22 protein-coding genes and 1 pseudogene are annotated in these 22,714 nt (G+C 31.8%); 18 read left to right on the top strand and 5 right to left on the bottom strand.

The genetic code is table 11. From position 1 onward, the window contains the following. Positions 1-124 precede the first annotated feature (124 nt). The 5 genes and pseudogenes from MHZ36_RS09700 to MHZ36_RS09680 form a co-directional block, all read left to right on the top strand. Positions 125-1,405, top strand: a complete 1,281-nt coding sequence (locus MHZ36_RS09700; RefSeq protein ID WP_239231359.1) for a homoserine dehydrogenase — start codon at positions 125-127, stop codon at positions 1,403-1,405. 5 nt (positions 1,406-1,410) lie between these two features. Further along, positions 1,411-2,472, top strand: a complete 1,062-nt coding sequence (thrC, locus tag MHZ36_RS09695; RefSeq protein ID WP_239231285.1) for a threonine synthase — start codon at positions 1,411-1,413, stop codon at positions 2,470-2,472. 1 nt (position 2,473) lies between these two features. Further along, positions 2,474-3,394 carry a homoserine kinase gene (thrB, locus tag MHZ36_RS09690; RefSeq protein WP_239231284.1) on the top strand — a complete coding sequence of 307 codons (921 nt, stop codon included), beginning with the start codon at positions 2,474-2,476 and terminating at the stop codon, positions 3,392-3,394. Between the two features lie 43 nt (positions 3,395-3,437). Beyond that, entirely contained in the window at positions 3,438-4,241 is an 804-nt protein-coding gene (locus MHZ36_RS09685) for a Cof-type HAD-IIB family hydrolase (protein WP_239231283.1), read from the top strand. 254 nt (positions 4,242-4,495) lie between these two features. Continuing rightward, positions 4,496-4,684, top strand: a pseudogene (locus MHZ36_RS09680) (transposase); the annotation flags it as partial. 37 nt (positions 4,685-4,721) lie between these two features. Here the strand turns inward: MHZ36_RS09680 and MHZ36_RS09675 are convergent. Continuing rightward, positions 4,722-5,036: a hypothetical protein gene (locus tag MHZ36_RS09675; protein ID WP_239231282.1), complete on the bottom strand. Its 315-nt coding sequence runs from the start codon at positions 5,034-5,036 to the stop codon at positions 4,722-4,724. Between the two features lie 169 nt (positions 5,037-5,205). Beyond that, positions 5,206-5,544 (bottom strand): carboxymuconolactone decarboxylase family protein, encoded by a 339-nt coding sequence (locus MHZ36_RS09670; protein ID WP_239231281.1) that lies wholly within the window; start codon positions 5,542-5,544, stop codon positions 5,206-5,208. A 102-nt stretch (positions 5,545-5,646) separates the two neighbouring features. Between MHZ36_RS09670 and MHZ36_RS09665 the strand changes: the two genes are divergently transcribed. Next, the gene (locus tag MHZ36_RS09665; protein ID WP_239231280.1) at positions 5,647-6,057 is read left to right on the top strand and encodes an Lrp/AsnC family transcriptional regulator; all 411 of its coding nucleotides are present in this window, start codon (positions 5,647-5,649) and stop codon (positions 6,055-6,057) included. Between the two features lie 394 nt (positions 6,058-6,451). On the opposite strand, the gene MHZ36_RS09660 is transcribed toward MHZ36_RS09665, so the two are convergent. After that, positions 6,452-7,897 carry an amino acid permease gene (locus tag MHZ36_RS09660; protein WP_239231279.1) on the bottom strand — a complete coding sequence of 482 codons (1,446 nt, stop codon included), beginning with the start codon at positions 7,895-7,897 and terminating at the stop codon, positions 6,452-6,454. A gap of 222 nt (positions 7,898-8,119) precedes the next feature. On the opposite strand from MHZ36_RS09660, the gene MHZ36_RS09655 reads away from it, so the two are divergent. Beyond that, positions 8,120-9,607 (top strand): catalase, encoded by a 1,488-nt coding sequence (locus MHZ36_RS09655; protein ID WP_239231278.1) that lies wholly within the window; start codon positions 8,120-8,122, stop codon positions 9,605-9,607. Positions 9,608-10,152: 545 nt separating this feature from the next. Here the strand turns inward: MHZ36_RS09655 and rpmG are convergent. Continuing rightward, positions 10,153-10,302 (bottom strand): 50S ribosomal protein L33, encoded by a 150-nt coding sequence (rpmG, locus tag MHZ36_RS09650; protein WP_119485786.1) that lies wholly within the window; start codon positions 10,300-10,302, stop codon positions 10,153-10,155. Between the two features lie 236 nt (positions 10,303-10,538). Between rpmG and rpsN the strand changes: the two genes are divergently transcribed. The 3 genes from rpsN to MHZ36_RS09635 all read left to right on the top strand — a co-directional run bounded on the left by rpsN (position 10,539) and on the right by MHZ36_RS09635 (position 13,019). Further along, positions 10,539-10,808: a 30S ribosomal protein S14 gene (gene rpsN, locus MHZ36_RS09645; RefSeq protein ID WP_239231277.1), complete on the top strand. Its 270-nt coding sequence runs from the start codon at positions 10,539-10,541 to the stop codon at positions 10,806-10,808. Between the two features lie 198 nt (positions 10,809-11,006). Then, complete coding sequence (guaC, locus tag MHZ36_RS09640) at positions 11,007-11,984, top strand: GMP reductase (protein ID WP_239231276.1); 978 nt, start codon at positions 11,007-11,009, stop codon at positions 11,982-11,984. A 12-nt stretch (positions 11,985-11,996) separates the two neighbouring features. Further along, a complete protein-coding gene (locus tag MHZ36_RS09635; protein WP_239231275.1) occupies positions 11,997-13,019 on the top strand; it encodes a CAP domain-containing protein in 1,023 nt (340 codons plus the stop codon). Positions 13,020-13,215: 196 nt separating this feature from the next. On the opposite strand, the gene lexA is transcribed toward MHZ36_RS09635, so the two are convergent. Next, positions 13,216-13,839, bottom strand: coding sequence for a transcriptional repressor LexA (gene lexA / locus MHZ36_RS09630; protein WP_239231274.1), 624 nt, complete (start codon positions 13,837-13,839; stop codon positions 13,216-13,218). A gap of 144 nt (positions 13,840-13,983) precedes the next feature. Here lexA and sosA point away from each other — a divergent pair, with 144 nt between their 5' ends. From sosA to sbcC, 8 genes are all read left to right on the top strand, one after another. Then, positions 13,984-14,226 carry a DNA damage-induced cell division inhibitor SosA gene (gene sosA, locus MHZ36_RS09625; protein ID WP_239231273.1) on the top strand — a complete coding sequence of 81 codons (243 nt, stop codon included), beginning with the start codon at positions 13,984-13,986 and terminating at the stop codon, positions 14,224-14,226. Between the two features lie 121 nt (positions 14,227-14,347). Next, entirely contained in the window at positions 14,348-14,596 is a 249-nt protein-coding gene (locus MHZ36_RS09620) for a DUF896 domain-containing protein (protein ID WP_239231272.1), read from the top strand. Positions 14,597-14,674: 78 nt separating this feature from the next. Then, complete coding sequence (gene tkt / locus MHZ36_RS09615; RefSeq protein ID WP_239231271.1) at positions 14,675-16,663, top strand: transketolase; 1,989 nt, start codon at positions 14,675-14,677, stop codon at positions 16,661-16,663. Between the two features lie 215 nt (positions 16,664-16,878). Further along, positions 16,879-17,118 carry a YneF family protein gene (locus tag MHZ36_RS09610; RefSeq protein WP_042738778.1) on the top strand — a complete coding sequence of 80 codons (240 nt, stop codon included), beginning with the start codon at positions 16,879-16,881 and terminating at the stop codon, positions 17,116-17,118. A gap of 351 nt (positions 17,119-17,469) precedes the next feature. Then, on the top strand, positions 17,470-17,655 hold the full coding sequence (locus MHZ36_RS09605) for a hypothetical protein (RefSeq protein WP_239231270.1): 186 nt from the start codon (positions 17,470-17,472) through the stop codon (positions 17,653-17,655). A gap of 255 nt (positions 17,656-17,910) precedes the next feature. After that, the gene (locus MHZ36_RS09600) at positions 17,911-18,378 is read left to right on the top strand and encodes a CcdC family protein (protein WP_239231269.1); all 468 of its coding nucleotides are present in this window, start codon (positions 17,911-17,913) and stop codon (positions 18,376-18,378) included. Between the two features lie 109 nt (positions 18,379-18,487). Then, a complete protein-coding gene (gene sbcD / locus MHZ36_RS09595) occupies positions 18,488-19,624 on the top strand; it encodes an exonuclease subunit SbcD (RefSeq protein WP_239231268.1) in 1,137 nt (378 codons plus the stop codon). Then, the gene (gene sbcC, locus MHZ36_RS09590) at positions 19,621-22,650 is read left to right on the top strand and encodes an exonuclease subunit SbcC (RefSeq protein ID WP_239231267.1); all 3,030 of its coding nucleotides are present in this window, start codon (positions 19,621-19,623) and stop codon (positions 22,648-22,650) included. The genes sbcD and sbcC overlap by 4 nt, the downstream gene beginning before the upstream one ends. Positions 22,651-22,714 lie beyond the last annotated feature (64 nt).

Raw genomic sequence — 22,714 nt, 5'->3', positions numbered from 1 at the left:
TAGATATACGGTTTTTATTTTCAACCTTTACAAAAATAATGAATGAATTTATACTATACCATATTCTAGTATTTTTCAACTGTACAATTGTATTTTTTGAATGAACAATCGGAGGAATGAAATGATGAAGGAATTAAATGTAGCCCTGCTCGGTTTAGGTACTGTAGGTTCAGGTGTAGTTAAAATAATTGAAGAGAACAAAGAACAAATAAAAGAAACGATGGACAAAGATATTAATATCAGACATATTTTAGTTCGCGACAAGTCAAGAACGAGACCAATCAATGTATCTAATTATCACTTAACAGAAGATGTAGATGAAATTTTAAATGATGATTCAATCGATATTATTGTTGAGGTAATGGGCGGTGTTGAACCGACTGTCGATTGGTTAAAACGTGCTTTAAGTCAGAAGAAACATGTCATTACAGCAAACAAAGATTTATTGGCAGTTCATTTAAATGTTTTAGAGGATTTAGCACAAGAAAATGATGTAGCTTTAAAATATGAAGCGAGTGTTGCGGGCGGTATTCCAATCGTTAATGCAATTAATAATGGATTGAACGCAAATAACATTACAAAATTTATGGGTATTTTAAATGGAACGTCTAATTTTATCTTAAGTAAGATGACTAGAGAGAATACATCATTTGAAGATGCTTTAGATGAAGCTCAAAGATTAGGGTTTGCTGAAGCAGATCCAACGGATGATGTTGAAGGTGTAGATGCAGCAAGGAAGGTTGTTATTACGTCATATTTAACATTTAATCAAGTGATTAATTTATCTGATGTAGATAGACATGGTATTAGTGACGTTGAGTTGTCTGATATCAAAGCTGCAGAAGCACTTGGTTACAAGATCAAATTGATTGGTAAAGGAACTTATGAACAAGGTAAGGTGAATGCATCAGTTGCGCCTACTTTAATTAATAAAGCACATCAATTATCAGCAGTTGAAGATGAATTCAATGCAATCTATGTCATTGGTGATGCTGTTGGGGAAACAATGTTCTATGGTAAAGGTGCTGGTAGCTTGGCAACAGGTAGTGCTGTTGTAAGTGATTTATTAAATGTAACGTTACATTTTGAATCGAATTTACATACGTTACCACCACATTTTGAGCTAAAAACAGAGCAAACTAAAGAATTAATGGATAGTGAAGATACGATTACATTTAAAGAAAAAGAAAGTTACTATGTTGTGATTCAAACAGATGGTGAAGAGCCGACAAAAGTCGAAGCACTAATCAAAGCTGAATTACCGTTCCACAAGTCCCTAGCTATTACTGAGCGTGACGCTAAAACAGTTGGTTTGATTGTAGTGGGATTAGATGAATCACCAGAATCAGCAATTACAGAAGCAGGATATGTTGTAAATAAAATTTATCCAGTAGAAGGGGTTTAATAGAAATGGAAAAATGGCAAGGTTTAGTAAAAGAATTTGAAGAGTTTTTACCTGTAAACGAAAAAACACCACGTTTAACTTTAAACGAAGGTCACACACCATTAATATATTGCGAAAATTTATCTGAAATGCTAGGTATTGAATTGCATGTAAAATATGAAGGTGCCAACCCGACTGGTTCATTTAAAGATAGAGGTATGGTAATGGCAATGGCGAAAGCCAAAGAAGAGGGTAAAAAAATTGTTATTTGTGCATCTACAGGTAATACTTCGGCCTCTGCTGCAGCTTATGCAGCGCGTGCTGGATTAAAGGCAATTGTTGTTATTCCAGAAGGGAAAATCGCTCTAGGTAAATTATCTCAAGCTGTGATGTATGGAGCAGAAATCGTTTCGATTGAAGGAAATTTTGATGAGGCGTTAGAAATTGTTAAAGAAGTAGCTGAAAATGGTGAAATTGCATTAGTAAACTCTGTAAATCCATATAGAATCGAAGGACAAAAAACAAGTGCGTTTGAAGTTATTCAACAATTGGGCGGAAACGCACCTGACATTTTGTCAATTCCTGTAGGTAATGCTGGAAATATTACTGCATATTGGAAAGGTTTTAAAGAATATAGTGATAAAAATAATACGCAATTACCACATATGTTTGGTTTCCAAGCTGAAGGTGCATCACCAATAGTACAAAATAAAGTGGTTAAGAATCCAGACACTGTGGCTACAGCAATCCGCATTGGTAATCCAGCAAGTTGGGAAAAAGCTAATAATGCATTAAGTGAATCAGAAGGTTTAATCGATAGTGTAACTGATGAAGAAATTTTAGAGGCATACAAACTTATGGCCAGCAAAGAAGGCGTATTTAGTGAACCAGCGAGTAATGCATCTATTGCTGGACTTATTAAATTGCATCGTGCAGGTAAATTACCTCAAGGTAAAAAAGTGGTTGCTGTACTTACCGGCAATGGCTTAAAAGATCCGGATACTGCGATTTCTTTATTAGATAATCCGATTCAACCATTGCCAAATGATAGAGAAAGCATCTTAGAATATATCAAAGGAGCGCTCTAACATGAGTGACATGTTACATTTGAAAATTCCAGCATCTACTGCAAATTTAGGTGTTGGTTTTGATTCTATCGGTATGGCATTAAATAAGTTTTTGTATTTGGATGTTAAAAAAAATAATAGTGATGTTTGGACTTTTAATCATGTGGGTCCAAATGTTGAGGATCTTCCGACTGATAATAGACATTATATTTATCAAATTGCCCAAAGTGTTGCACGCAAATATGATGTTACTTTGCCTGGCTTAGATATTGAAATGCGCAGTGAAATACCATTGGCAAGAGGTCTGGGTAGTTCTGCATCAGCGTTAGTCGGTGCATTGTATATTGCAAATTATTTTGGTGATATTGAATTATCAAAATATGAATTATTGCAATTAGCAACTGAAATTGAAGGTCATCCTGATAACGTAGCACCAACAATATATGGAGGACTAGTTCTAGGCTATTTTAATCCTGATACAAAAGTAACGGATGTGTCATACATTGATACACCAAAAGCTGATATCATTATTACTATTCCTTCTTATGAATTACGTACTGATGATTCTAGGGATACATTACCTGAAACTTTTTCACATAAAAAAGCAGTGCAAAATAGTGCGATTAGTAATACGATGATTAGTGCTTTGATTCAACATAATTACGAATTAGCAGGAAAGATGATGGAGCAAGATGGTTTTCATGAACCGTTCCGTCAGCATTTGATTCCTGAATTTCAAGAAATCAAAGCTATTGCAAAGCAACATAAAGCTTATGCAACTGTAATTAGTGGTGCTGGACCAACTGTATTAACACTAATAGCACCTGAACGTAGTGGAGAATTAGTCAGAGAATTAAAAGGCACATTTATAGACTGCCGATCAGAGTTAGTGACAATCAATGAAAGTGGAGTTGTCTCAAAAGTACTGTACCAACGCCAGTAAATTATTGTAATATAGTATAAAGGTGTTGAAAGGAGATACATACATGAGTAAATATAAAATGATTGTTATGGACATGGATGATACGTTGATGAATCCTGATAATGAGGTTAGTCCAGAAACTGAACGCTATTTAATTGATATTCAACAACGTGGCTATCATGTTGTATTAGCTTCAGGACGTCCAACTGAAGGTATGTTACCTGTTGCAAGGCAACTGAAATTGGATCAATATGAAAGCTATGTGATTAGCTATAATGGTGGTAAGACGATTGCTGTTAAAGATGAACATGTAGAGGTAAGTAAATCTGTTTCAAAAGAGAACTTTGATACAATTGTTGATTTCTGTCGGGAACATGAGTTATTTGTACTGACATATCACGAAGGTTTTATTATTTATGAAGGTGATCATGAATATATGAATATCGAATCTGAATTAACTGGTTTACCGATGAAACGTGTCGAAGATATTAAGGCATTTATACAATCAGATGTACCAAAAGTCATGGGTGTGGATTACGTACCTAAAATTACTTCACTAAACATCGAACTTTCTGGTCATTTTAATGAAGAAGTTGATGTTACAACAAGCAAACCTTTCTTCTTAGAATTTATGGCTAAAGATGTTTCGAAGGGGAACGCATTAACGGCATTTTGTGAAAAAATAAATATCAATCTTTCTGAAGTTATAGCATTTGGTGATAGTTCGAATGATATTTCGATGCTTAATGTCGTAGGTCATGCAGTTGCAATGGGTAATGCGAACGAAGCAGTTAAAGCTGTTGCGGACGAAATAACATTAAGTAACGGTGACAATGGTATCCCTCACACCCTAGCAGCAATCCTTTAATCTGTATGCATATATAATATATATGACTTTTGTGCAAGATTTAAGAGTCTGGGACATAAATACCCAATCTCAAAAAAGAGGGCTAATTCATAAAGGATTAGCCCTCTTTAAATTTAAAATCTTACGATTTTGACCGTGTATGATTGCTGGGGGTATGGTTCGATCCTGTAGTCTCCCACTCGTACTATTTCCCATATAGTTTGTTATTCAAAAAATAAAGCCCTTTTATATAATTTAATAAGCATTTACAAAAAGATAGATATGGATTTCAAAGAGACTTTAAATTGTATGAGTGCGATGATTGTTCAAATTGTTCTTTGAAAAGCAAATGTATGAAATTGCATTCGAAAATAAATAAAAAGTTAATGGATAATTATAATTGGGAATATTTCAAATCTCAAGTTAACCAAAATCTTTTAGAACCAGAAACTAAAAAAATCTACCAGAGTTTACCCTGATAGAAAATGAATCAAAAATTAATTATTTTGCTGTGTGTGTCCACTCATGTTTGCCACGATGTCGTTTAACATGTGCATATACGTTGTCGGCAGCATAATCTAAATTAGTATACACAGTGATTGAAAAAGCAGATTGATTCTCTTCGAATGGTTCATCTAAAAATAAATCTTTAAGGTGATTAAAAAGGCTCTCCATTTGTGCATGCTCCAAGCTGCCATATTCTCTCAAAGTGCGTTTAAGCAATTGATTATTCTTTTCCTCAAGTGATTGCACAACGATAACGAAACGTTCTTCAGTTTCTAAAATATCGTCGAATAGATTCGTTTGTCCAATCATAATATTCACCTCAATGTGACATTTAGTATTAATGTTATTATACTATATTTTTTATACACTGAAAATATACATGTATCAAGTAGCTGATAAGAATTTTATTTATGTCACACGCATAATAATATAACTGTTATAAAACTTATCTATAAGGTGACAAATTTAAATATAGCTATTATTCAGGTTTTAATTGCATTAACGCTCCGAAGTATTGTTGGCAAGTCGTAAATGAGATAAAGGCAAATAATTCGCTTATTTCACAATCCGATAATGTTTCTTTTAATAATTCAAGTATATAGTTTGGTATGTTTGTACCTAACTTTAAATATACTTCAGCGAAACCGATACAAAGCAATGAAATTTCATCAGTTAAATGGTGATTGGGCATACCTTTGGCTTTACAATATAAGCATCCATTTTTTTGTGCTAACATCTTTCGTATTTCTTCTTTCAATTCTTTAGATAAATAAGCATCTTTTTCGAGTGTTTTACTTAAATTAGTCCAGTCTTTCATCAATAATTGATATATTGATTTTATAATATTGATTTTTTGTATGGAATGATTTATTTATTGTAATAATAGGAAAAAAACATAAAAAATAAGGAGAATTTTAAAATGGACGTTACAGATGAAAATATATTGAATATTTTAATGCAGGATAGTAAAGTTTCTTTAAATAAAATTAGTGATAAAGTAAATTTATCAGTGCCATCCGTACGTGAAAGAATAAATAAAATGAAAGATAGTGGAATTATAAAAAAATATTCTATTGATATAAACTATGGTGCGCTTGGATTTGATATAGATGTAATTATTGATATTATAATTAAAAACAATCTATACAGTGACTTTAAAGAATTTATAAAACGCCAAAACAATATAGAATTTTGTTATAGGGTATCTGGTGAAAGTTGTTTTATTTTAAAAGCTCATTTTGAGGAGATGCAAAAAGTAGAAGAATTTATTGATGAGGTACAATACTATGGACATACTAAAACTCACTTTGTATTTTCAAGAACAGTTTAATTAATGATATTTACAACACTTTGTATTGTACGATCATTTTTTTAGGGGACAGCTTCAGACTGTAGTACTCATCTTGTCCCGTTCCCTTAAATGATATGTCACGATTTATTAAGGCAATGATTGAAACAATGCTAGAAAATGAATTCGATTAATTCAAATATCATCGTGATCCTACATCATATTATCTCAAAAGGAAATTGAAAATTATTCTATATGCCTAATTATAATCTGTATGCTCTGATTGTAAATATGAATGGCACATAATATAAGAAAAGTAGTAGCTCAATGAGCTAAATATAATCAAAATAATATTGAAAAAGGCAATTTCTATATTATTTCAATAGAAATTGCCTTCTTAATAATTGTCCAAAAACTTTATGTCTCAGACTCTAATTTAATCTACATTATGATTGTCTAATTTAATATGCTCTAGCTTTACAATTTTAGATTTTCTCACCAATTTATGTGTGAAATATACGATTGCTAATATGATAATTGGTGCAATGTTTCTAATTACAGATACATAGTCTCCAGATATCAAAGCACCGAATGAATTGCCAAAGAATAGGAATAAAAGTGCAATGATTACCACAATTGGGCCCAAGGGATATAAAGCGGCTTTATAAGGTAATACATCTTCGGCGCGCTTATTTTGTTTTTTAATTGCTGAGCGAAGTCTGATTTGTGCTACAATGCTGGATGCCCAAACCACAATAACTAATGAGCCAATGATATTTAATAATGAAAAAACGATATCAGACTTGAATTGCGCTAAAATAATTACAACTAATACGATGATAAAAGTGGTGCATATTGAAATAATTGGTAACTTAGTTGTTTTATTTAGTTTTGCAAATAGTTTTGGAGCTTGCTTGTCTTCTGCCATTGAAAATAGCATACGACTTGTTGTATAAATACCTGAATTTGCAGCTGATAATAGCGATGTAAGTATAACTGCATTAATAACTGAAGCGGCAAATGCGATACCAACACGGTCAAATACTATTGTAAATGGACTTTGTGTAACCGATTCATGTTTATTAAGTAAAAGTGGATCACTGTAAGGAATAATTGCAGCGATTACAGCGATAGATAACACATAAAATAATAAAATTCTCCAAAATACTTGTCGAATTGCTTTAGGCATTGATTTGTGTGGGTTTGATGATTCACCTGCAGTTACTGCAACCATCTCGGTACCACCAACTGAAAATCCTGCGATAAGTAATACTGCTAAGAAACCAGATACACCACCAACAAAAGGTGCTTCGCCTGTAGTATAGTGTTCAAAACCATAAAATTTTCCACCTAATATACCGACAATAGTTAAAACACCAACAATAATAAAAATAATAATTGTAAGAACTTTGATTAATGATAGCCAAAATTCTGTTTCTCCAAATGCTTTAACAGTAAAAATATTTAAAAGAAAAAGCAAACAAAGAAATAAAATACTCCATGTGACAGGGCTGAAAAAATGAAATACTTCCCAGTAATCTAATACACTTGATGCAATAATGATATCAACACTCGTTACCAATACCCACATCACCCAATATAACCATCCCATCGTAAAGCCTAATGAGCTATCTACAAAACGGGTTGCATATGAACTAAAAGATCCTGAAACCGGATAAAATGTAGCTAGTTCTCCTATTGATGACATTAAGAAATAAAGCATGACGCCAATGATTAAATAAGCGAGAATCGCGCCACCAGGTCCAGCCTGAGATACAACATTTCCTGTTGCAACAAATAAACCAGTACCAATTGCGCCACCTATAGCAATCATTGAAATGTGTCGAGAATTGAGACCACGTTTCATATTATTTTGTCCCATAATAAGTCTCCTATAATCTATAAAAATTTATATACATTACATTTTAATGCTTTTAACACCTACAAGCAATGCATTTTTTTAGGGTTTAACCAATTAAATTCTTAATATTCTGAAATATTTAGTGTTAAAGGAAGTAACTTAATTGATTTTCAAATGTGGATACTTTAAAATTAATGCTAGGTAATAATTATTATTATTTACTAAATGTGAGGGGGAAACATTATGAGCAACAAAAGAAATTTAACTAGTCTTTTTGGTGCACCGGTTTCAGATAGAGAGAATAGTATGACTGCTGGACCTAGAGGACCACTATTAATGCAAGATTGGTATTTTTTAGAACAGATGGCTCATTTTGACAGAGAAGTAATTCCGGAAAGAAGAATGCATGCAAAAGGTTCCGGAGCTTTTGGTACATTTACAGTAACAAATGATATTACACAATATACATCAGCAAGTATTTTTTCAGAAGTGGGTAAACAAACTGAAATGTTTGCGCGTTTTTCAACAGTTGCAGGTGAACGTGGCGCTGCAGATGCAGAACGTGATATTAGAGGTTTCGCTTTGAAATTCTATACAGATGAAGGAAACTGGGATTTAGTAGGTAATAATACGCCAGTATTTTTCTTTAGAGATCCTAAATTATTTGCAAGTTTAAATCATGCTGTAAAAAGAGACCCAAGAACTAATATGCGCAGCGCTCAAAATAACTGGGACTTTTGGACTTCATTACCAGAGGCATTACATCAAGTTACTATTTTAATGTCAGATAGAGGCATTCCAAAAGGCTTTAGAAATATGCATGGATTTGGTTCACATACGTATTCAATGTACAATGATAAGGGTGAGCGTGTTTGGGTTAAATTTCATCATAGAACACAACAAGGCATTGAAAATTTACAACCTGATGAAGCAGCGAATATTATTGCAGATGATCGAGAATCATCTCAACGTGATTTGTTCGAAGCAATTGAAAATAAAGATTTCCCAAAATGGAAAATGTATATACAAGTAATGACAGAAGAACAAGCTAGAAATCATAAAGATAATCCATTTGATTTAACTAAAGTTTGGTATAAAGGGGATTACCCATTGATTGAAGTGGGTGAATTTGAATTAAATCGTAACCCTGATAATTATTTCCAAGATGTAGAACAAGCTGCATTTGCACCAACAAACATTGTACCAGGGCTTGATTTTTCACCAGACAAAATGTTGCAAGGTCGCCTTTTCTCATATGGGGATGCGCAACGTTACAGACTTGGTGTAAACCACTGGCAAATTCCAGTAAACCAGCCAAAAGGTGTTGGTGTAGAAAACATTTGTCCATTTAGTCGTGATGGTCAAATGCGTATTTTAGATAATAATCAAGGTGGTGGCACTCATTATTACCCTAATAGTGATGGTAGTTTTGAAGACCAACCCGAATATAAAAAGCCTGGCCTAGAAGTTGAAGGGGAAGCTTATGAATATAATTATCGTGAAGATGACGATAATTATTTCGAACAACCTGGTAGACTTTTCAGACTACAATCGAAAGAACAACAACAACGTATTTTTGAAAACACTGCCAATGAAATGCAAGGTACAACGTTAGAGGTACAACATCGTCATATTCGTCATTGTTATAAAGCGGATACTGAATATGGTAAAGGTGTAGCAAATGCATTAGGCATTGATATTAATGATGTTGATTTAGAAGTAGCAGATTAGTTATTTATATTTTAGCTAAATAAAAATGTAGCATAAGATGTTGGAAAATATATTAAGTAAATAAGAAAATCAATATCCTTAAAAAAGAGTGTTAATCTGTAATAGATTAGCGCTCTTTTTTTAATTGTACATGTAGGTTTGTCTGCCTATAGTTTGGTTAGAACCTGTATTAACTTACGCATATTATTAATCCGTATGTTAACACTTTACAAAATAGGTGAATATACTTATTAATATTGAAGAAATAAGAGGAAATTATATAATAAATTGATTATTACACAAATTTAAAATGTAATATTTTATGTATTGTTTTGTTTTAATGTAAAAACACATTAGCTTGTGAATAAATTTGGCAAAACACTAGAGTAAACAGTGTTAGTCGAAGATTAAGGTTGAAGCGGCATCCTAGTAAACTGAGCCAACAATACGAAATATAGTAAATGAAAAACCAGTAAATGAATATAAAATTCATTTACTGGTTTTTTCTAGGGGTTATTTCCTAGTTACATTGTCGTATTAAAAATAGTAATTTGAAAGGCAGAATGTTATTTAGTTTCACGATGTACAGTATACTTGTTTAATCTAGGGCAGTATTTTTTTAATTCAATACGTTCTGGATTTGTACGTTTGTTTTTTGTAGTAATGTAATTACGATCGCCACATTCTGTACATGCTAATGTAATATTTACGCGCAAAATAGACACCTCTTTCTTAATAGGAATTGTTACGTTTTAAAATTTTAGCATATTAATTTTATTTTTTCAAATCAAATTAATCAATTATGACAATAGGTGCGTTAATTAAGGAGAAAATCAATACATGACACAAAATTTGCAATAAGAAAATTAAAATAAATGATTTGCGAAAAAGATAGAATGTGTTAGTATATAAAACGTAATGATTACGATTTGGTTAGAAAGGTAGGATATATATGGCGAAAAAGTCAAAAATAGCAAAAGAGCAAAAAAGAGAGCAATTAGTAAATCAATATTATGAATTAAGAAAAGAATTAAAAGCTAAAGGAGATTATGAGGCATTAAGAAAATTACCGAGAGACAGTTCTCCAACACGTTTAACAAGACGTTGTAAAGTAACAGGCAGACCCCGAGGTGTTTATAGAAAATTTGAAATGTCCCGTATAGCTTTTAGAGAGCATGCATATAAAGGTCAGATACCAGGTGTGAAAAAATCTAGCTGGTAATTTTTAAACTCCGACTATAGTCCATTTACATTTGGAATAAAACATTGTATATTATCTAATGGTTAAGATGAATAAAAAGTGATTGTTCGGGAATTAATTATAGTAAGTATGAAAATATGATTGAACTGGACATAATTGTTGTGAAAATCTTACCAATATACACGTGTTATATAAAAAATGTTAGGGGTTTGTTTTATTATGAAAATATTTGATTATGAAGATATACAGCTTATACCAAATAAATGTATTGTGGAAAGTCGTTCTGAATGTGATACAGCGATTGAATTTGGACCTAGAAAATTTAAATTACCTGTAGTTCCAGCCAATATGCAAACGGTTATGAATGAAACATTAGCAGAATGGTTTGCAAAAAATGATTATTTCTATATTATGCACCGTTTTGATGAAGCTGCGAGAATACCGTTTATTAAAAAAATGCAAGATCAAGACTTATTTGCATCAATTTCTGTTGGTGTAAAATCTACAGAATTTGATTTTGTAAAGCATTTGGCAAACGAGCAAATTATTCCAGAGTATATTACAATTGATATTGCACATGGTCACTCAGAATCAGTTATCAAAATGATAAAGCATATTAAGTCATATTTACCTCAATCATTTGTTATCGCTGGTAATGTTGGTACTCCTGAAGGTGTTCGTGAATTAGAAAATGCAGGTGCAGATGCTACAAAAGTAGGCATTGGTCCTGGTAGAGTTTGTATTACTAAAATTAAGACTGGTTTCGGTACTGGTGGTTGGCAGCTTGCTGCATTAAATCAATGTAGTAAAGCAGCTAGAAAACCGATCATTGCAGATGGTGGTATTCGTACACATGGTGATATTGCAAAATCAATGCGTTTCGGTGCATCAATGGTAATGATTGGTTCGTTATTTGCTGCACATGAAGAATCACCAGGTGAAACAGTAGAATTAGATGGTAAATTATATAAAGAATATTTTGGTAGTGCATCTGAATTCCAAAAAGGTGAACATAAAAATGTTGAAGGTAAAAAGATGTTTGTCGAACACAAAGGTGCGTTATTAGACACATTAGTAGAAATGCAACAGGACTTACAAAGTTCGATTTCTTACGCTGGTGGTAAAGACATTAATTCGCTTAGAAAAGTTGATTATGTAATTGTACGTAATTCAATTTTCAATGGAGACCGTGATTAAATCATATAGTAGGTGTATAAAATTAGAAAATTAATTGGATATATCGTTGTTATCTTATTAATTGTGTTAATTGTTCCAGTAAAAGAATTTAAACCTGTACTTGGACTAGAAACGCAATTTAAATCAAAAGTAGCAAGCTGGACATCTAATTCGTCGCTTTCAGATAAACAACTAAAAGTACCTAATAAACAAGCCTTTGCTGTAAATAATATTCAAATGAATATGGAAAAATCTGAAGTGAATAATAAATTGGGAAATCCAAAACGTATAACATCGAATGAATATGGCACACAATGGTACACATACTATGCACGTGATTATCAATCATTTGTAATGGTTAGCTATATTGATAATAAGGTCAATGCGTTGTACAGTAATCAAAATGTAATTTCGTCAAAAAGTAAAGTGAAATACGGTACACCAAAGCCTAAAGTTCGTGAAAGACTTGGTGATCCGATTACTGAAATAAGAAAAGGTCATACGAATTATGAAATCAAAGATGACGAATATGATACGTTTCATGATAATCGAATCTATACTACAGCGTTTTACGACAAGCATAGTAGTAATAATTTAACGGCAATTTTACAGGTTAGTGATCAAATGGAGTCAAGATTACAACAACAATACGGTGCGCCTTCAGATGACCTAGCCAATAGCTTTGAATTACAAAACTATGACCTTGTTAATGCTGAGCGAGTACAACATGATTTACCCACTTTAAAATATTCGAAAGATATATCTGGAACAGCAAGGAAACATAGTTCAGATATGGCAGAAAAAGAATATTTTGATCATACAGATTTAGCCGGTAATTCACCATTTGATAGATTAGAATCTGACGGTCATGATTTTAATGCTGCAGGTGAAAACTTGGCATATGGTCAAACAAGTAGTATTTATGCACATCAAGGTTTAATGAACTCGTTAGGCCATAGAAAAAATATTTTGAAACGCGATTTTAAAACACTTGGAGTCGGTGTTGATTTCAATCATAATAGACAACCTTATTGGACGGAAAATTATACAGGTTAATGTTTAATTTTCTTGTTTAAAGGGTATCCTTTAACTTGTAGAGGATGAGTTAGAAATGACAACAAATAAAGCAGATAAAACAGAAGATATACTAGAGAAAATTAAAGAAGTCTTAGAGAAAAAAGACGAAAAATAAGAGGCTAAGCAATATTGCTTAGCCTCTTATTTTTATTGCGACAAGTATTTTCAAAAAACACTACATTTCTCGGAATAAACCAACAACTTTACCGAGAACGGAAACTTGTTCTAGATAAATTGGAGCCATTGTGCTGTTTTCAGGTTGTAATCGATAGCGTGCCTTTTCTTTGTAGAAACGTTTAACAGTTGCTTCGTTTTCTTCTGTCATTGCAACAATAATATCACCATTTTCAGCAATTGTTTGGCTACGTACGATAACTTTATCACCGTCTAAAATACCAGCTTCAATCATACTATCGCCAACGACATTAAGAATGAATATATCGCTATTATGAGTAGAAGTGAAATGTTCTGGAAGTGGAAAATATTCTTCGACATTTTCTACTGCAGTTATTGGAATACCAGCAGTTACTTTACCTATAACGGGAACATGTATTGTTTCCTCCATATTAACGGGTTCACCTAGAGACTCGCTCACAATTTCTATTGCTCTTGGTTTTGTAGGGTCTCTCTTGATATAGCCTTTTTCTTCGAGGCGTGATAAGTGGCCATGTACAGTCGAACTAGATGCTAGACCTACAGCTTCACCTATCTCACGTACACTTGGTGGATAGCCTTTTGATTGAACAGTTTGCTTGATATATTCAAAAATTTCATTTTGTCGTTTCGTTAATTCTCTCATATTTAGGCACTCCCTAGCTTTAATTTAGTTACATTATAGCATGCGTTTGCATTTTTTACAAACGTTTGTTCGTTTTGGTGTTGACTAAGAACAGATGTTCTGTTAAATTATTGATACAAACAAACGTTCTAGGAGTGGGTATAAATGATAAAAATATATAAATCACATATAAAGACTTATTTAACAGTGTTAATAGCGACAATGGTGCTATGTTCGTTATTTATTTTAACTGCAAATCATAACAGTGGAGCGGAACAAACGTACGAAATGACTGACCATCAAGTTGCAAAGCATGTGCAACATCAGAAAGATAATAATGATGTTAAGGATGTGGATACCGAACAAAGCGAACATCAAGTTACGCCTTTAGTTGCTTCAGTTAATTAAGACATTTATATTTTAGGGATAACAACTTAATTGTTTAATTGGGATAAAATAAGCGAAACTATTTAGTTTCGCTTATTTTTTTGTTATATTCTTTTATATTAATAATCAATGGAGGGAAACCATGGCGAAGATAGATGGTGTAGACTTGGATCGAATTAATGAACTGGCAAGAAAGAAAAAGGCAGAAGGCCTTACTGAAGCGGAAGCAAAAGAACAATCGAAACTTAGAAAAGCGTATTTAGATTCGTTTAGAGAAAAATTTAAACAACAGTTGGAAAGTACGCGTGTCATTGACCCTGAAGGTAATGATGTTACTCCTGAAAAAGTAAAAAACATTTTAGATTCAAAAAATAACCAAGACAAAAAGTAATTCAATTTTTTGTTAATTTTCTGTTAAATCATGTATAATAAGAATTAAACTAGCTAGAAGAAAGGAAGTCATTTTAAGATGAATAATCAAAAAGACCAATTAGCTATTGATACAATTAGAGCATTAAGTATCGATGCTGTTGAACAAGCAAACTCAGGTCACCCAGGTTTACCAATGGGCGCAGCGCCAATGGCATATACGCTTTGGACGCGTCACTTGAACTTTAATCCCCAATCAAAAGATTTCTTTGATAGAGATCGTTTTGTATTATCAGCAGGTCATGGCTCTGCATTATTGTATAGTTTATTACATGTATCTGGTAGTTTAGAATTAGAAGAATTGAAACAATTTAGACAATGGGGTTCAAAAACACCAGGACATCCAGAATTCAGACATACAGATGGTGTAGAAGTAACAACGGGTCCATTAGGACAAGGGTTTGCAATGTCAGTAGGCTTTGCAATGGCTGAAAAACATCTAGCAGGTAAATTCAATAAAGAAGACGCTAAAGTTGTTGATCATTATACTTATGTACTTGCATCAGATGGAGACTTAATGGAAGGTATTTCACATGAAGCAGCTTCATTAGCAGGTCATAATCAATTAGATAAATTGATTGTTTTATATGATTCAAATGATATCTCACTTGATGGAGATTTAAATAAAGCATTTTCTGAAGATGTTAAAGGTAGATTTGAAGCTTATGGTTGGAAACATATTTTAGTAGAAGAGGGAAATGACATCGATGCAATCGATAAAGCAATCGAAGAGGCGAAAGCCCAAGATGTTCCTACAATTATTGAAATTAAGACAATCATTGGTTACGGTTCTCCAAATAAACAAGCTTCACATGGCGTTCACGGTGCACCATTAGGTGAAGACGAAAGAAAATTAACTTTCGAAAACTATGGTTTAGACCCAGAACAACGTTTTAATGTACCTCAAGAAGTTTATGAAATCTTCCAACATAGTATGTTGAAACGTGCTAATGAAAAAGAAGAAGCATGGGAAAAATTAGTAGAAGATTATGCAAGTAAATACCCTGAACTAGCGGAAGAATTTAAGTTAGCTATAAGTGGTAAATTACCAGTTGACTATAAAGAAGTTCTACCTGAATTTGAAGCAGGACATAGTGGTGCTTCACGTGCTGACTCTGGTGAAGTAATTCAAGCAATCAGTAAATCAGTACCTTCTTTCTTTGGTGGTTCTGCAGACTTAGCTGGTTCAAATAAATCAAATGTAAAAGATGCAAGTGACTTTAATAAAGAAACTCCTGAAGGTAAAAATATTTGGTTTGGTGTACGTGAATTTGCAATGGGTGCAGCAGTAAATGGTATGGCTGCTCATGGTGGTTTACATCCATATGGTGCAACATTCTTCGTATTCAGTGATTACTTAAAACCAGCACTTAGATTATCATCTATCATGGGATTAAATTCTACATTTATCTTTACACATGATTCAATCGCAGTTGGTGAAGATGGTCCTACACATGAACCTATCGAACAATTAGCAGGTTTACGTGCTATTCCTAACATGAATGTAATTCGTCCAGCAGATGGTAACGAAACGCGTGTTGCATGGGAAGTAGCATTAGAATCTGAAGGTACACCAACATCATTAGTACTTACACGTCAAAACCTTACAACTATGGACTTATCTAAAGATACAGTTGAAGAAGGGGTACGTAAAGGTGGTTATGTTGTATTTGAATCTGATAAAGATGCAGAGTACTTATTAATAGCAACTGGCTCAGAAGTGAATTTAGCAATTGAAGCAGCTAAAGATTTAGAAGCGCAAGGTAAAGGTGTTCGTGTTGTTTCAATGCCTAACTGGAATGCATTTGATCAACAATCAGCTGAATACAAAGAATCAGTATTACCAGCATCGATTACTAAGCGTGTAGCTATTGAAATGGGCTCATCACTTGGTTGGCATAAATATGTTGGTACTGAAGGAAAAGTAATCGGTATTGATGGTTTTGGTGCAAGTGCACCTGGCGATTTAGTAATTGAAAAATATGGTTTTACTAAAGAAAACGTTCTTAACCAAGTTCAATCACTTTAATAATTATCAGATTATATTTTACAAACATGAAGTGGTATGGGAGCTTTAGTTCCCATACCACTTTTTAGTTTCTAAAGTATCTCATACCTTTGTTTACAAAATCATTCTTAAATTGATATAATATTTTAGGTTAGGATTATTATAAAATTGAGGTGCTCTTGAAATAGAGTATTAATTTTAGTAAAATGCATTAGGATAGGAAAGTGGGTGAAACAATGGTAACTTGGTTAGCAATTTTATTAATCGTGTTAGCACTTATACTTGGTTTAGTGGGTGGATTTTTCCTTGCAAGAAAATATATGATGGATTATCTTAAAAAGAACCCACCAATTAATGAAGAAATGCTACGAATGATGATGATGCAAATGGGTCAAAAACCATCTCAAAAGAAAATAAATCAAATGATGACAATGATGAATAAAAATCAAGAAGACGCTATGAAGAAAAAGAAATAGCGCGTCATTAAAGGGCTGACAGCTACTTATTAAAAGTAGTTATCAGCCCTTATTTTTGTCTGTGGTAGGGTTTGTTGGCAGGGTGAAATATTTTAGGTTAGTAAAAGAAGTGGAAGTGATGTACCGTATATTTTAAAATCTTGTATTTAAAATTATTTGAAAGTAATAAAACAAATAATAGATATCAGTTATACCATATATAATCTCGCATTACTTTTCACCGATAATAAATAAGAATAGATTAAATTAAGTTCTATGCCAATTTGGAAATGTTTTTTAAATATTCAGAAAATATTATGCTTCAGGTCTTCTTTTTGATATAATGTTTAAACATAAGGGAGGTAGTAATAAGTGAAAGATGCCTATGAAATGGAAGATAAGGAAGTATTAGACCGTCTTGCCAATGTGCATATTAACTTTCCTGATGAGCAAGCATTTAAGAAATATCATAATGCCATGCAAATTCAAGATATGAATTATTTAAGATTTACATTGAATAACGCATACTCTGCTTGTGACAAATCACAAGTATTGTAGATAAAAGCGAGAAGCCTAAATAGCTAATATTAAACAAATCAAGTGCTTTAATAGCATTTGGTTTGTTTTTTAGTGTTGTCATAAATTTAGCCTTAACTTTGAGCGTTTATTATTATGTTTGCTTAAAGAATATATTTTAATTTATTTGAATTTGTCAGTATTTTGAATTTAGTTAAAAAAACTGCTAAAAATTAAATTTAATGATATACTGTGCAAGTAATTATCATCTTGTAGAAACTTAAAGAAGGTGTCAACGTGTTATATTTAATCTTTTCAATTTTATTTGCTTTTTTAATGGGAGTTGCTGTCATCATTATTAGAATGAAGGCACAACAGTTTCCAGTAAATGAAAAGAAGATAATATTGCCGCCATTTTTTATGGCAACAGGTGCATTGATGTATATTGTGCCTTATTTTAGATTAACTGGATTAGAAATTATTGAATGTATTGTGTTAGGCGCTATTTTTTCAACAATACTGATGTGGACTTCTAGATTTGAAACACATGGTAGTGAAATATATATGAAGCGTTCGAAAGCTTTTCCAATTATATTAATTTCTTTGTTATTGATTCGTACGGTAATCAAAATTTTTATAAGTAATAAAATTGATCCTGGAGAAATTGCAGGTATGTTTTTCTTATTAGCTTTTTGTATGATTGTACCTTGGCGTTTAGCAATGCTATATAAATATAAGAAGGTTAAACAAACGTTAATTCAATAATTTGAGTGCCGTTTATCTCTAGAGATAAACGGTTTTTTTATGGAGTTGCTTTAAATTTAAAAATATATTACTATATTTACGAACAAATGTTCTTGTTAGGAGTGTAATCATGAAAATAATACATACAGCCGATTGGCATCTCGGTAGAATTATTAATGGGAAATCTTTATTGGAAGATCAAGCATATATATTAGAGCAATTTATAAGAGAAATGGAACAGCAACATCCAGATGTAATAGTAATAGCAGGTGATTTATATGACACAAGTTACCCTAATAAAGAGGCAATATTATTATTAGAACATACGATTAAACGACTGAATTTAGAAATGGGTATTGCGATTATCATGATTAGTGGAAATCATGATAGTAAAGAACGTTTGCAATACGGTGCAACATGGTTTGAAAGATCAAATTTATATATTAGAACACATTTGGATAATATCAACGAAGCGATTACAATTGGGGATGTGGATTTTTATACTTTACCTTTTGCAACGATAAATGAAACGCAACAATTTTTTAATGATGAGCGTCTTGAAACACATCAACAATGCCTTTCTAAGTCATTGTCGTATATCAATAAGGCATTAGATAAAGAAAAACTTAATATTTTGATTGGTCATTTAACTGTACAAGGTGGTTTGAGATCGGATTCTGAACGACCATTAACAATAGGAACAGTAGAATCTGTTGAGGCTGAAAGTTTTAAGCAATTTGATAGAGTGCTGTTAGGTCATTTGCATCATCCTTTTAGTATTCAATCAGATTATATTAGTTATAGTGGATCGTTGTTACAATATTCTTTCTCAGAAACGAAGCAACCTAAAGGCTATAAATGTATTGAAATTGAATCGGGAGAGATTATAAAAGAAAAGTTCATACCAATGCAGCCTCTTAGAAAATTAGAAGTTGTAAATGGGGATTATGAAGCAGCAATACAAGAAAAAATAGATATTGAAAGCAAGGAAAATTACTTGCATTTCAAATTGAAACACATGTCACATGTGAGCGATCCAATGATGCATTTAAAACAAATTTATCCAAATACACTAGCATTAACTAATCAAACATTTGACTTTGAGACGCCATTACATGAACGAAATGAAGAAATTCAAAAAATGAATGATGAAGAAATAATATCACATTTTTATGAATATATTACAGATGAATCCTTGTCTGAAACTCAAAATAGTAAACTCAATTCAATATTAAACGACATGTTACAAGGAGGTTCGGAAAAATGAGACCTTTAACTTTAAAATTAAATAATTTTGGACCTTTCTTAAATGAAACAATTAATTTTGATAATATAAATGAAAATCAATTATTTCTAATTAGTGGAAAGACTGGATCTGGCAAGACAATGATTTTCGATGCTATGGTGTATGCCTTGTTTGGAGAAGCTTCAACGAAAGATAGGCAAGAAGGGGATTTGAGAAGTCACTTTGCTGATGGCAAATTACCAATGTCTGTGGAATTTGAATTCAAACTTAGGGAATCAATTTTTAAAATTGTACGACAAGGTGCATTTATTAAAGAAGGTAATAAAAATAAAACACTTGGTCAATTGGCGATATATCAATTGGAAAATGATGAATTTACTTTAAGAGAAAGTAAGATAACACAAGGTAATCATTACCTTGAAAGTATATTGGGAGTTAATGCAGAACAATTTAGACAGTTGTTTATTTTACCGCAAGGTGAATTTAAACGTTTTTTACTATCTAAAAGTAAAGAAAAACAGTCAATACTAAGAACGTTGTTTAATAGTGAGCGATTTGAAAATATTCAAAAACGGTTAAATGATGATGTATCAGAAGTAAGAAATATAATAGAGCAGAGATATAATACATTAGAGAATAATTGGCAAGATATTAACACTTTTGAAGATGATGAATTAAGTCAATATAAAGAGATTAGCACGAGACAAACCAGCAGATTGTCTGAAATTTTAGATGTATTTAGAGATAAAGGAAAAGTAATTCTTCAGGAATTAAAATCTAAAAAAGAGAAGCAAGATATTGTCACAAAAAAATTAAAAGATAAACTAGAAACAAACATTAAATTAGAAAATGATTTAGCCATTTTAAAAAACAAACAAAAAGAATTAGAAATATTAAAGGAAAATGAGCCTGAAATTAATCGTAAAGTCCAATTTTTAAAAGAACTCAATGAAGTAAAACCTTTATTAAATTTAATTGAAACTCAAGAAGGCTTACATAGCAAAAAAGCAAATATAGAATCGGATATTGCAGAGAAAGAGATTTTATTAGATAAAATTAATAAAAGTGTAGTCGACTTTGAAAATCAACTGTCTAACTATAATGAAAATCAACAAGCTATAGATAGCAAACGTAAATTTGTTGAAAAATGTAATTTGTTTTTTGAAAAGAAAGAGAAGTATCAGAAGGCTTATAATCAATTTACTAATTCTAAAGAAAAATTAAATCAAATATCAAAGCAATTTGAAATGCAACAATCTGAAGTTGAAGAAATAAAGAAACAACTTAATCAACGAAAACCAAATTATTCGAAATTAGATGAAGTTACTGCATCAATATTTGAACTTAATATGAAAATCAAAGAACTAAAAAGCAATGAACTGAATAAGGTTGAATATAATCAACTTTTAGATAAAAAAAGTAATGTTACTAATAAATTAAAAGGTGTTAAAGAAGCGTTTCAATTACTTGAAAAGAAGTATCAGGATATAGATAAGTCTAATATTGATTTAAAAGATAAACAAAATATTATAGCTACTATACAAGCAGCATTACAAAAAGGTGACACTTGTCCAGTATGCGGCCACGAAATAGATGTTCTAGATGAGCACCTTGATTTTGACGAAATTACGTTTAGACACAAGCAATTAACAGAAATTGAACAAGAAAAAAATAAACAAAATGAAATAAGAATTAATTTAGAGAGTGACTTACGTGCAATTGAAGAACAAATAGGGAAATTTGATACTGACAAATTAAAACAAACAAACTATGAATTATTTGAACAGGAATTAAGCGATAAAGAAAAAGAAAAACAATCAATCTCAGAAGAGAATAAACAAATTGAAAATTTACTAGAACAACTGAATAAAAAGCAATCTGACTTACATCGCTTGGAGTTAGAGCAAAATAAGATAGAACATCAAGTGAAAACTGATGAAGTTGCAATCAATGATTTTGAATCTACTACTGCATATCAATCCGTTGAAACTTTTGTTTCAGACTATCAGCGTATGATGCATGAAATTGAAGCATTTGATAAAAGAATTTATCAATTAGAAAATAATATACAAAATGATAAAAACAAAATTTCTGTCGAAAAAAATAGCATTCAATATTTACAAAATAGCTTAGATGAATTAATTAATGAAGCTAGATTATTAAGCCTAAAAATAGATGAAGAAATGTCTAACCTCGGTTTTTCAACAATAAACGAGGTACAAGAAATAGTAGCTAAAATTTCAGATAAAGAGCAATTAGAAGATGAAATCACAAAATATAATAAAGATAAACAAGCAATTGAATTGGCTATTGCTCAATATATTGAACAGACTCAAGATCGTGTACTTGAAGATATTCCAACTATTCGTGAACAATCTAAATTGGAACAATTAAATTATGAAAACATAGCTAGTGAATTAAGTAAACATGAATACAAAATGGAATTTAATCAAAAGAAAATAAACGAAATTATTGAAACAATAGACCAATTAGAAGAAGAATTGAAAGAACAACAAGAAATATTTCAACTTTCTGAAATCCTTTCTGGTCAAAATAATTTAAAATTAACGTTAGAAAATTATGTGTTAATTTATTATTTAGAAAGAATACTAACACAAGCAAATCAACGACTAGCTTTAATGACTGGGCAGCGTTATCAACTATCAAGAAGACAACAAGTATCAAAAGGATATAGTGGTTTAGAAATAGAAGTCTTCGATACTCATTCCAATCAAACAAGGCATATTACATCCTTGTCAGGTGGTGAAACTTTCCAAGCTTCTCTTGCTCTGGCTTTAGGGTTAAGCGAGGTCGTTCAAGAAGAATCTGGTGGTATTACATTAGAATCTATGTTTGTTGATGAAGGATTTGGAACGTTAGATCAAGAAACCTTAGAAACAGCACTTGATACCTTGATGAGCTTAAAATCAACAGGACGAATGGTAGGTATAATTTCTCATGTTAGTGAATTAAAACAGCGTATACCACTTATACTAGAAATTCAATCAGATTCATATCAAAGTACGACTAATTTTAAAAGACAATAATCAGGTTGACTCAACAGTGAATTCGTTTTAAGTCAGCAGATTAATAGGTTTGGGGCTATATCAT

This window comes from Staphylococcus sp. ACRSN (assembly GCF_022346615.1).
Taxonomy (GTDB): domain Bacteria; phylum Bacillota; class Bacilli; order Staphylococcales; family Staphylococcaceae; genus Staphylococcus.
Note: the sequence above shows the minus strand (reverse complement) of the source record. Positions and strands in the feature narration are given on the sequence as shown.

Coding starts and splice junctions, on each gene's coding strand:
- thrB (WP_239231284.1), top strand. CDS start 2,474: ATGAGTGACATGTTACATTTGAAAATTCCAGCATCTACTGCAAATTTA.
- MHZ36_RS09660 (WP_239231279.1), bottom strand. CDS start 7,897: ATGGGACAAAATAATATGAAACGTGGTCTCAATTCTCGACACATTTCA.
- MHZ36_RS09675 (WP_239231282.1), bottom strand. CDS start 5,036: ATGATTGGACAAACGAATCTATTCGACGATATTTTAGAAACTGAAGAA.
- lexA (WP_239231274.1), bottom strand. CDS start 13,839: ATGAGAGAATTAACGAAACGACAAAATGAAATTTTTGAATATATCAAG.
- sbcC (WP_239231267.1), top strand. CDS start 19,621: ATGAGACCTTTAACTTTAAAATTAAATAATTTTGGACCTTTCTTAAAT.
- rpsN (WP_239231277.1), top strand. CDS start 10,539: ATGGCGAAAAAGTCAAAAATAGCAAAAGAGCAAAAAAGAGAGCAATTA.
- thrC (WP_239231285.1), top strand. CDS start 1,411: ATGGAAAAATGGCAAGGTTTAGTAAAAGAATTTGAAGAGTTTTTACCT.
- MHZ36_RS09610 (WP_042738778.1), top strand. CDS start 16,879: ATGGTAACTTGGTTAGCAATTTTATTAATCGTGTTAGCACTTATACTT.
- MHZ36_RS09665 (WP_239231280.1), top strand. CDS start 5,647: ATGGACGTTACAGATGAAAATATATTGAATATTTTAATGCAGGATAGT.
- MHZ36_RS09700 (WP_239231359.1), top strand. CDS start 125: ATGAAGGAATTAAATGTAGCCCTGCTCGGTTTAGGTACTGTAGGTTCA.
- MHZ36_RS09670 (WP_239231281.1), bottom strand. CDS start 5,544: ATGAAAGACTGGACTAATTTAAGTAAAACACTCGAAAAAGATGCTTAT.
- tkt (WP_239231271.1), top strand. CDS start 14,675: ATGAATAATCAAAAAGACCAATTAGCTATTGATACAATTAGAGCATTA.
- MHZ36_RS09655 (WP_239231278.1), top strand. CDS start 8,120: ATGAGCAACAAAAGAAATTTAACTAGTCTTTTTGGTGCACCGGTTTCA.
- MHZ36_RS09685 (WP_239231283.1), top strand. CDS start 3,438: ATGAGTAAATATAAAATGATTGTTATGGACATGGATGATACGTTGATG.
- MHZ36_RS09620 (WP_239231272.1), top strand. CDS start 14,348: ATGGCGAAGATAGATGGTGTAGACTTGGATCGAATTAATGAACTGGCA.
- guaC (WP_239231276.1), top strand. CDS start 11,007: ATGAAAATATTTGATTATGAAGATATACAGCTTATACCAAATAAATGT.
- sosA (WP_239231273.1), top strand. CDS start 13,984: ATGATAAAAATATATAAATCACATATAAAGACTTATTTAACAGTGTTA.
- sbcD (WP_239231268.1), top strand. CDS start 18,488: ATGAAAATAATACATACAGCCGATTGGCATCTCGGTAGAATTATTAAT.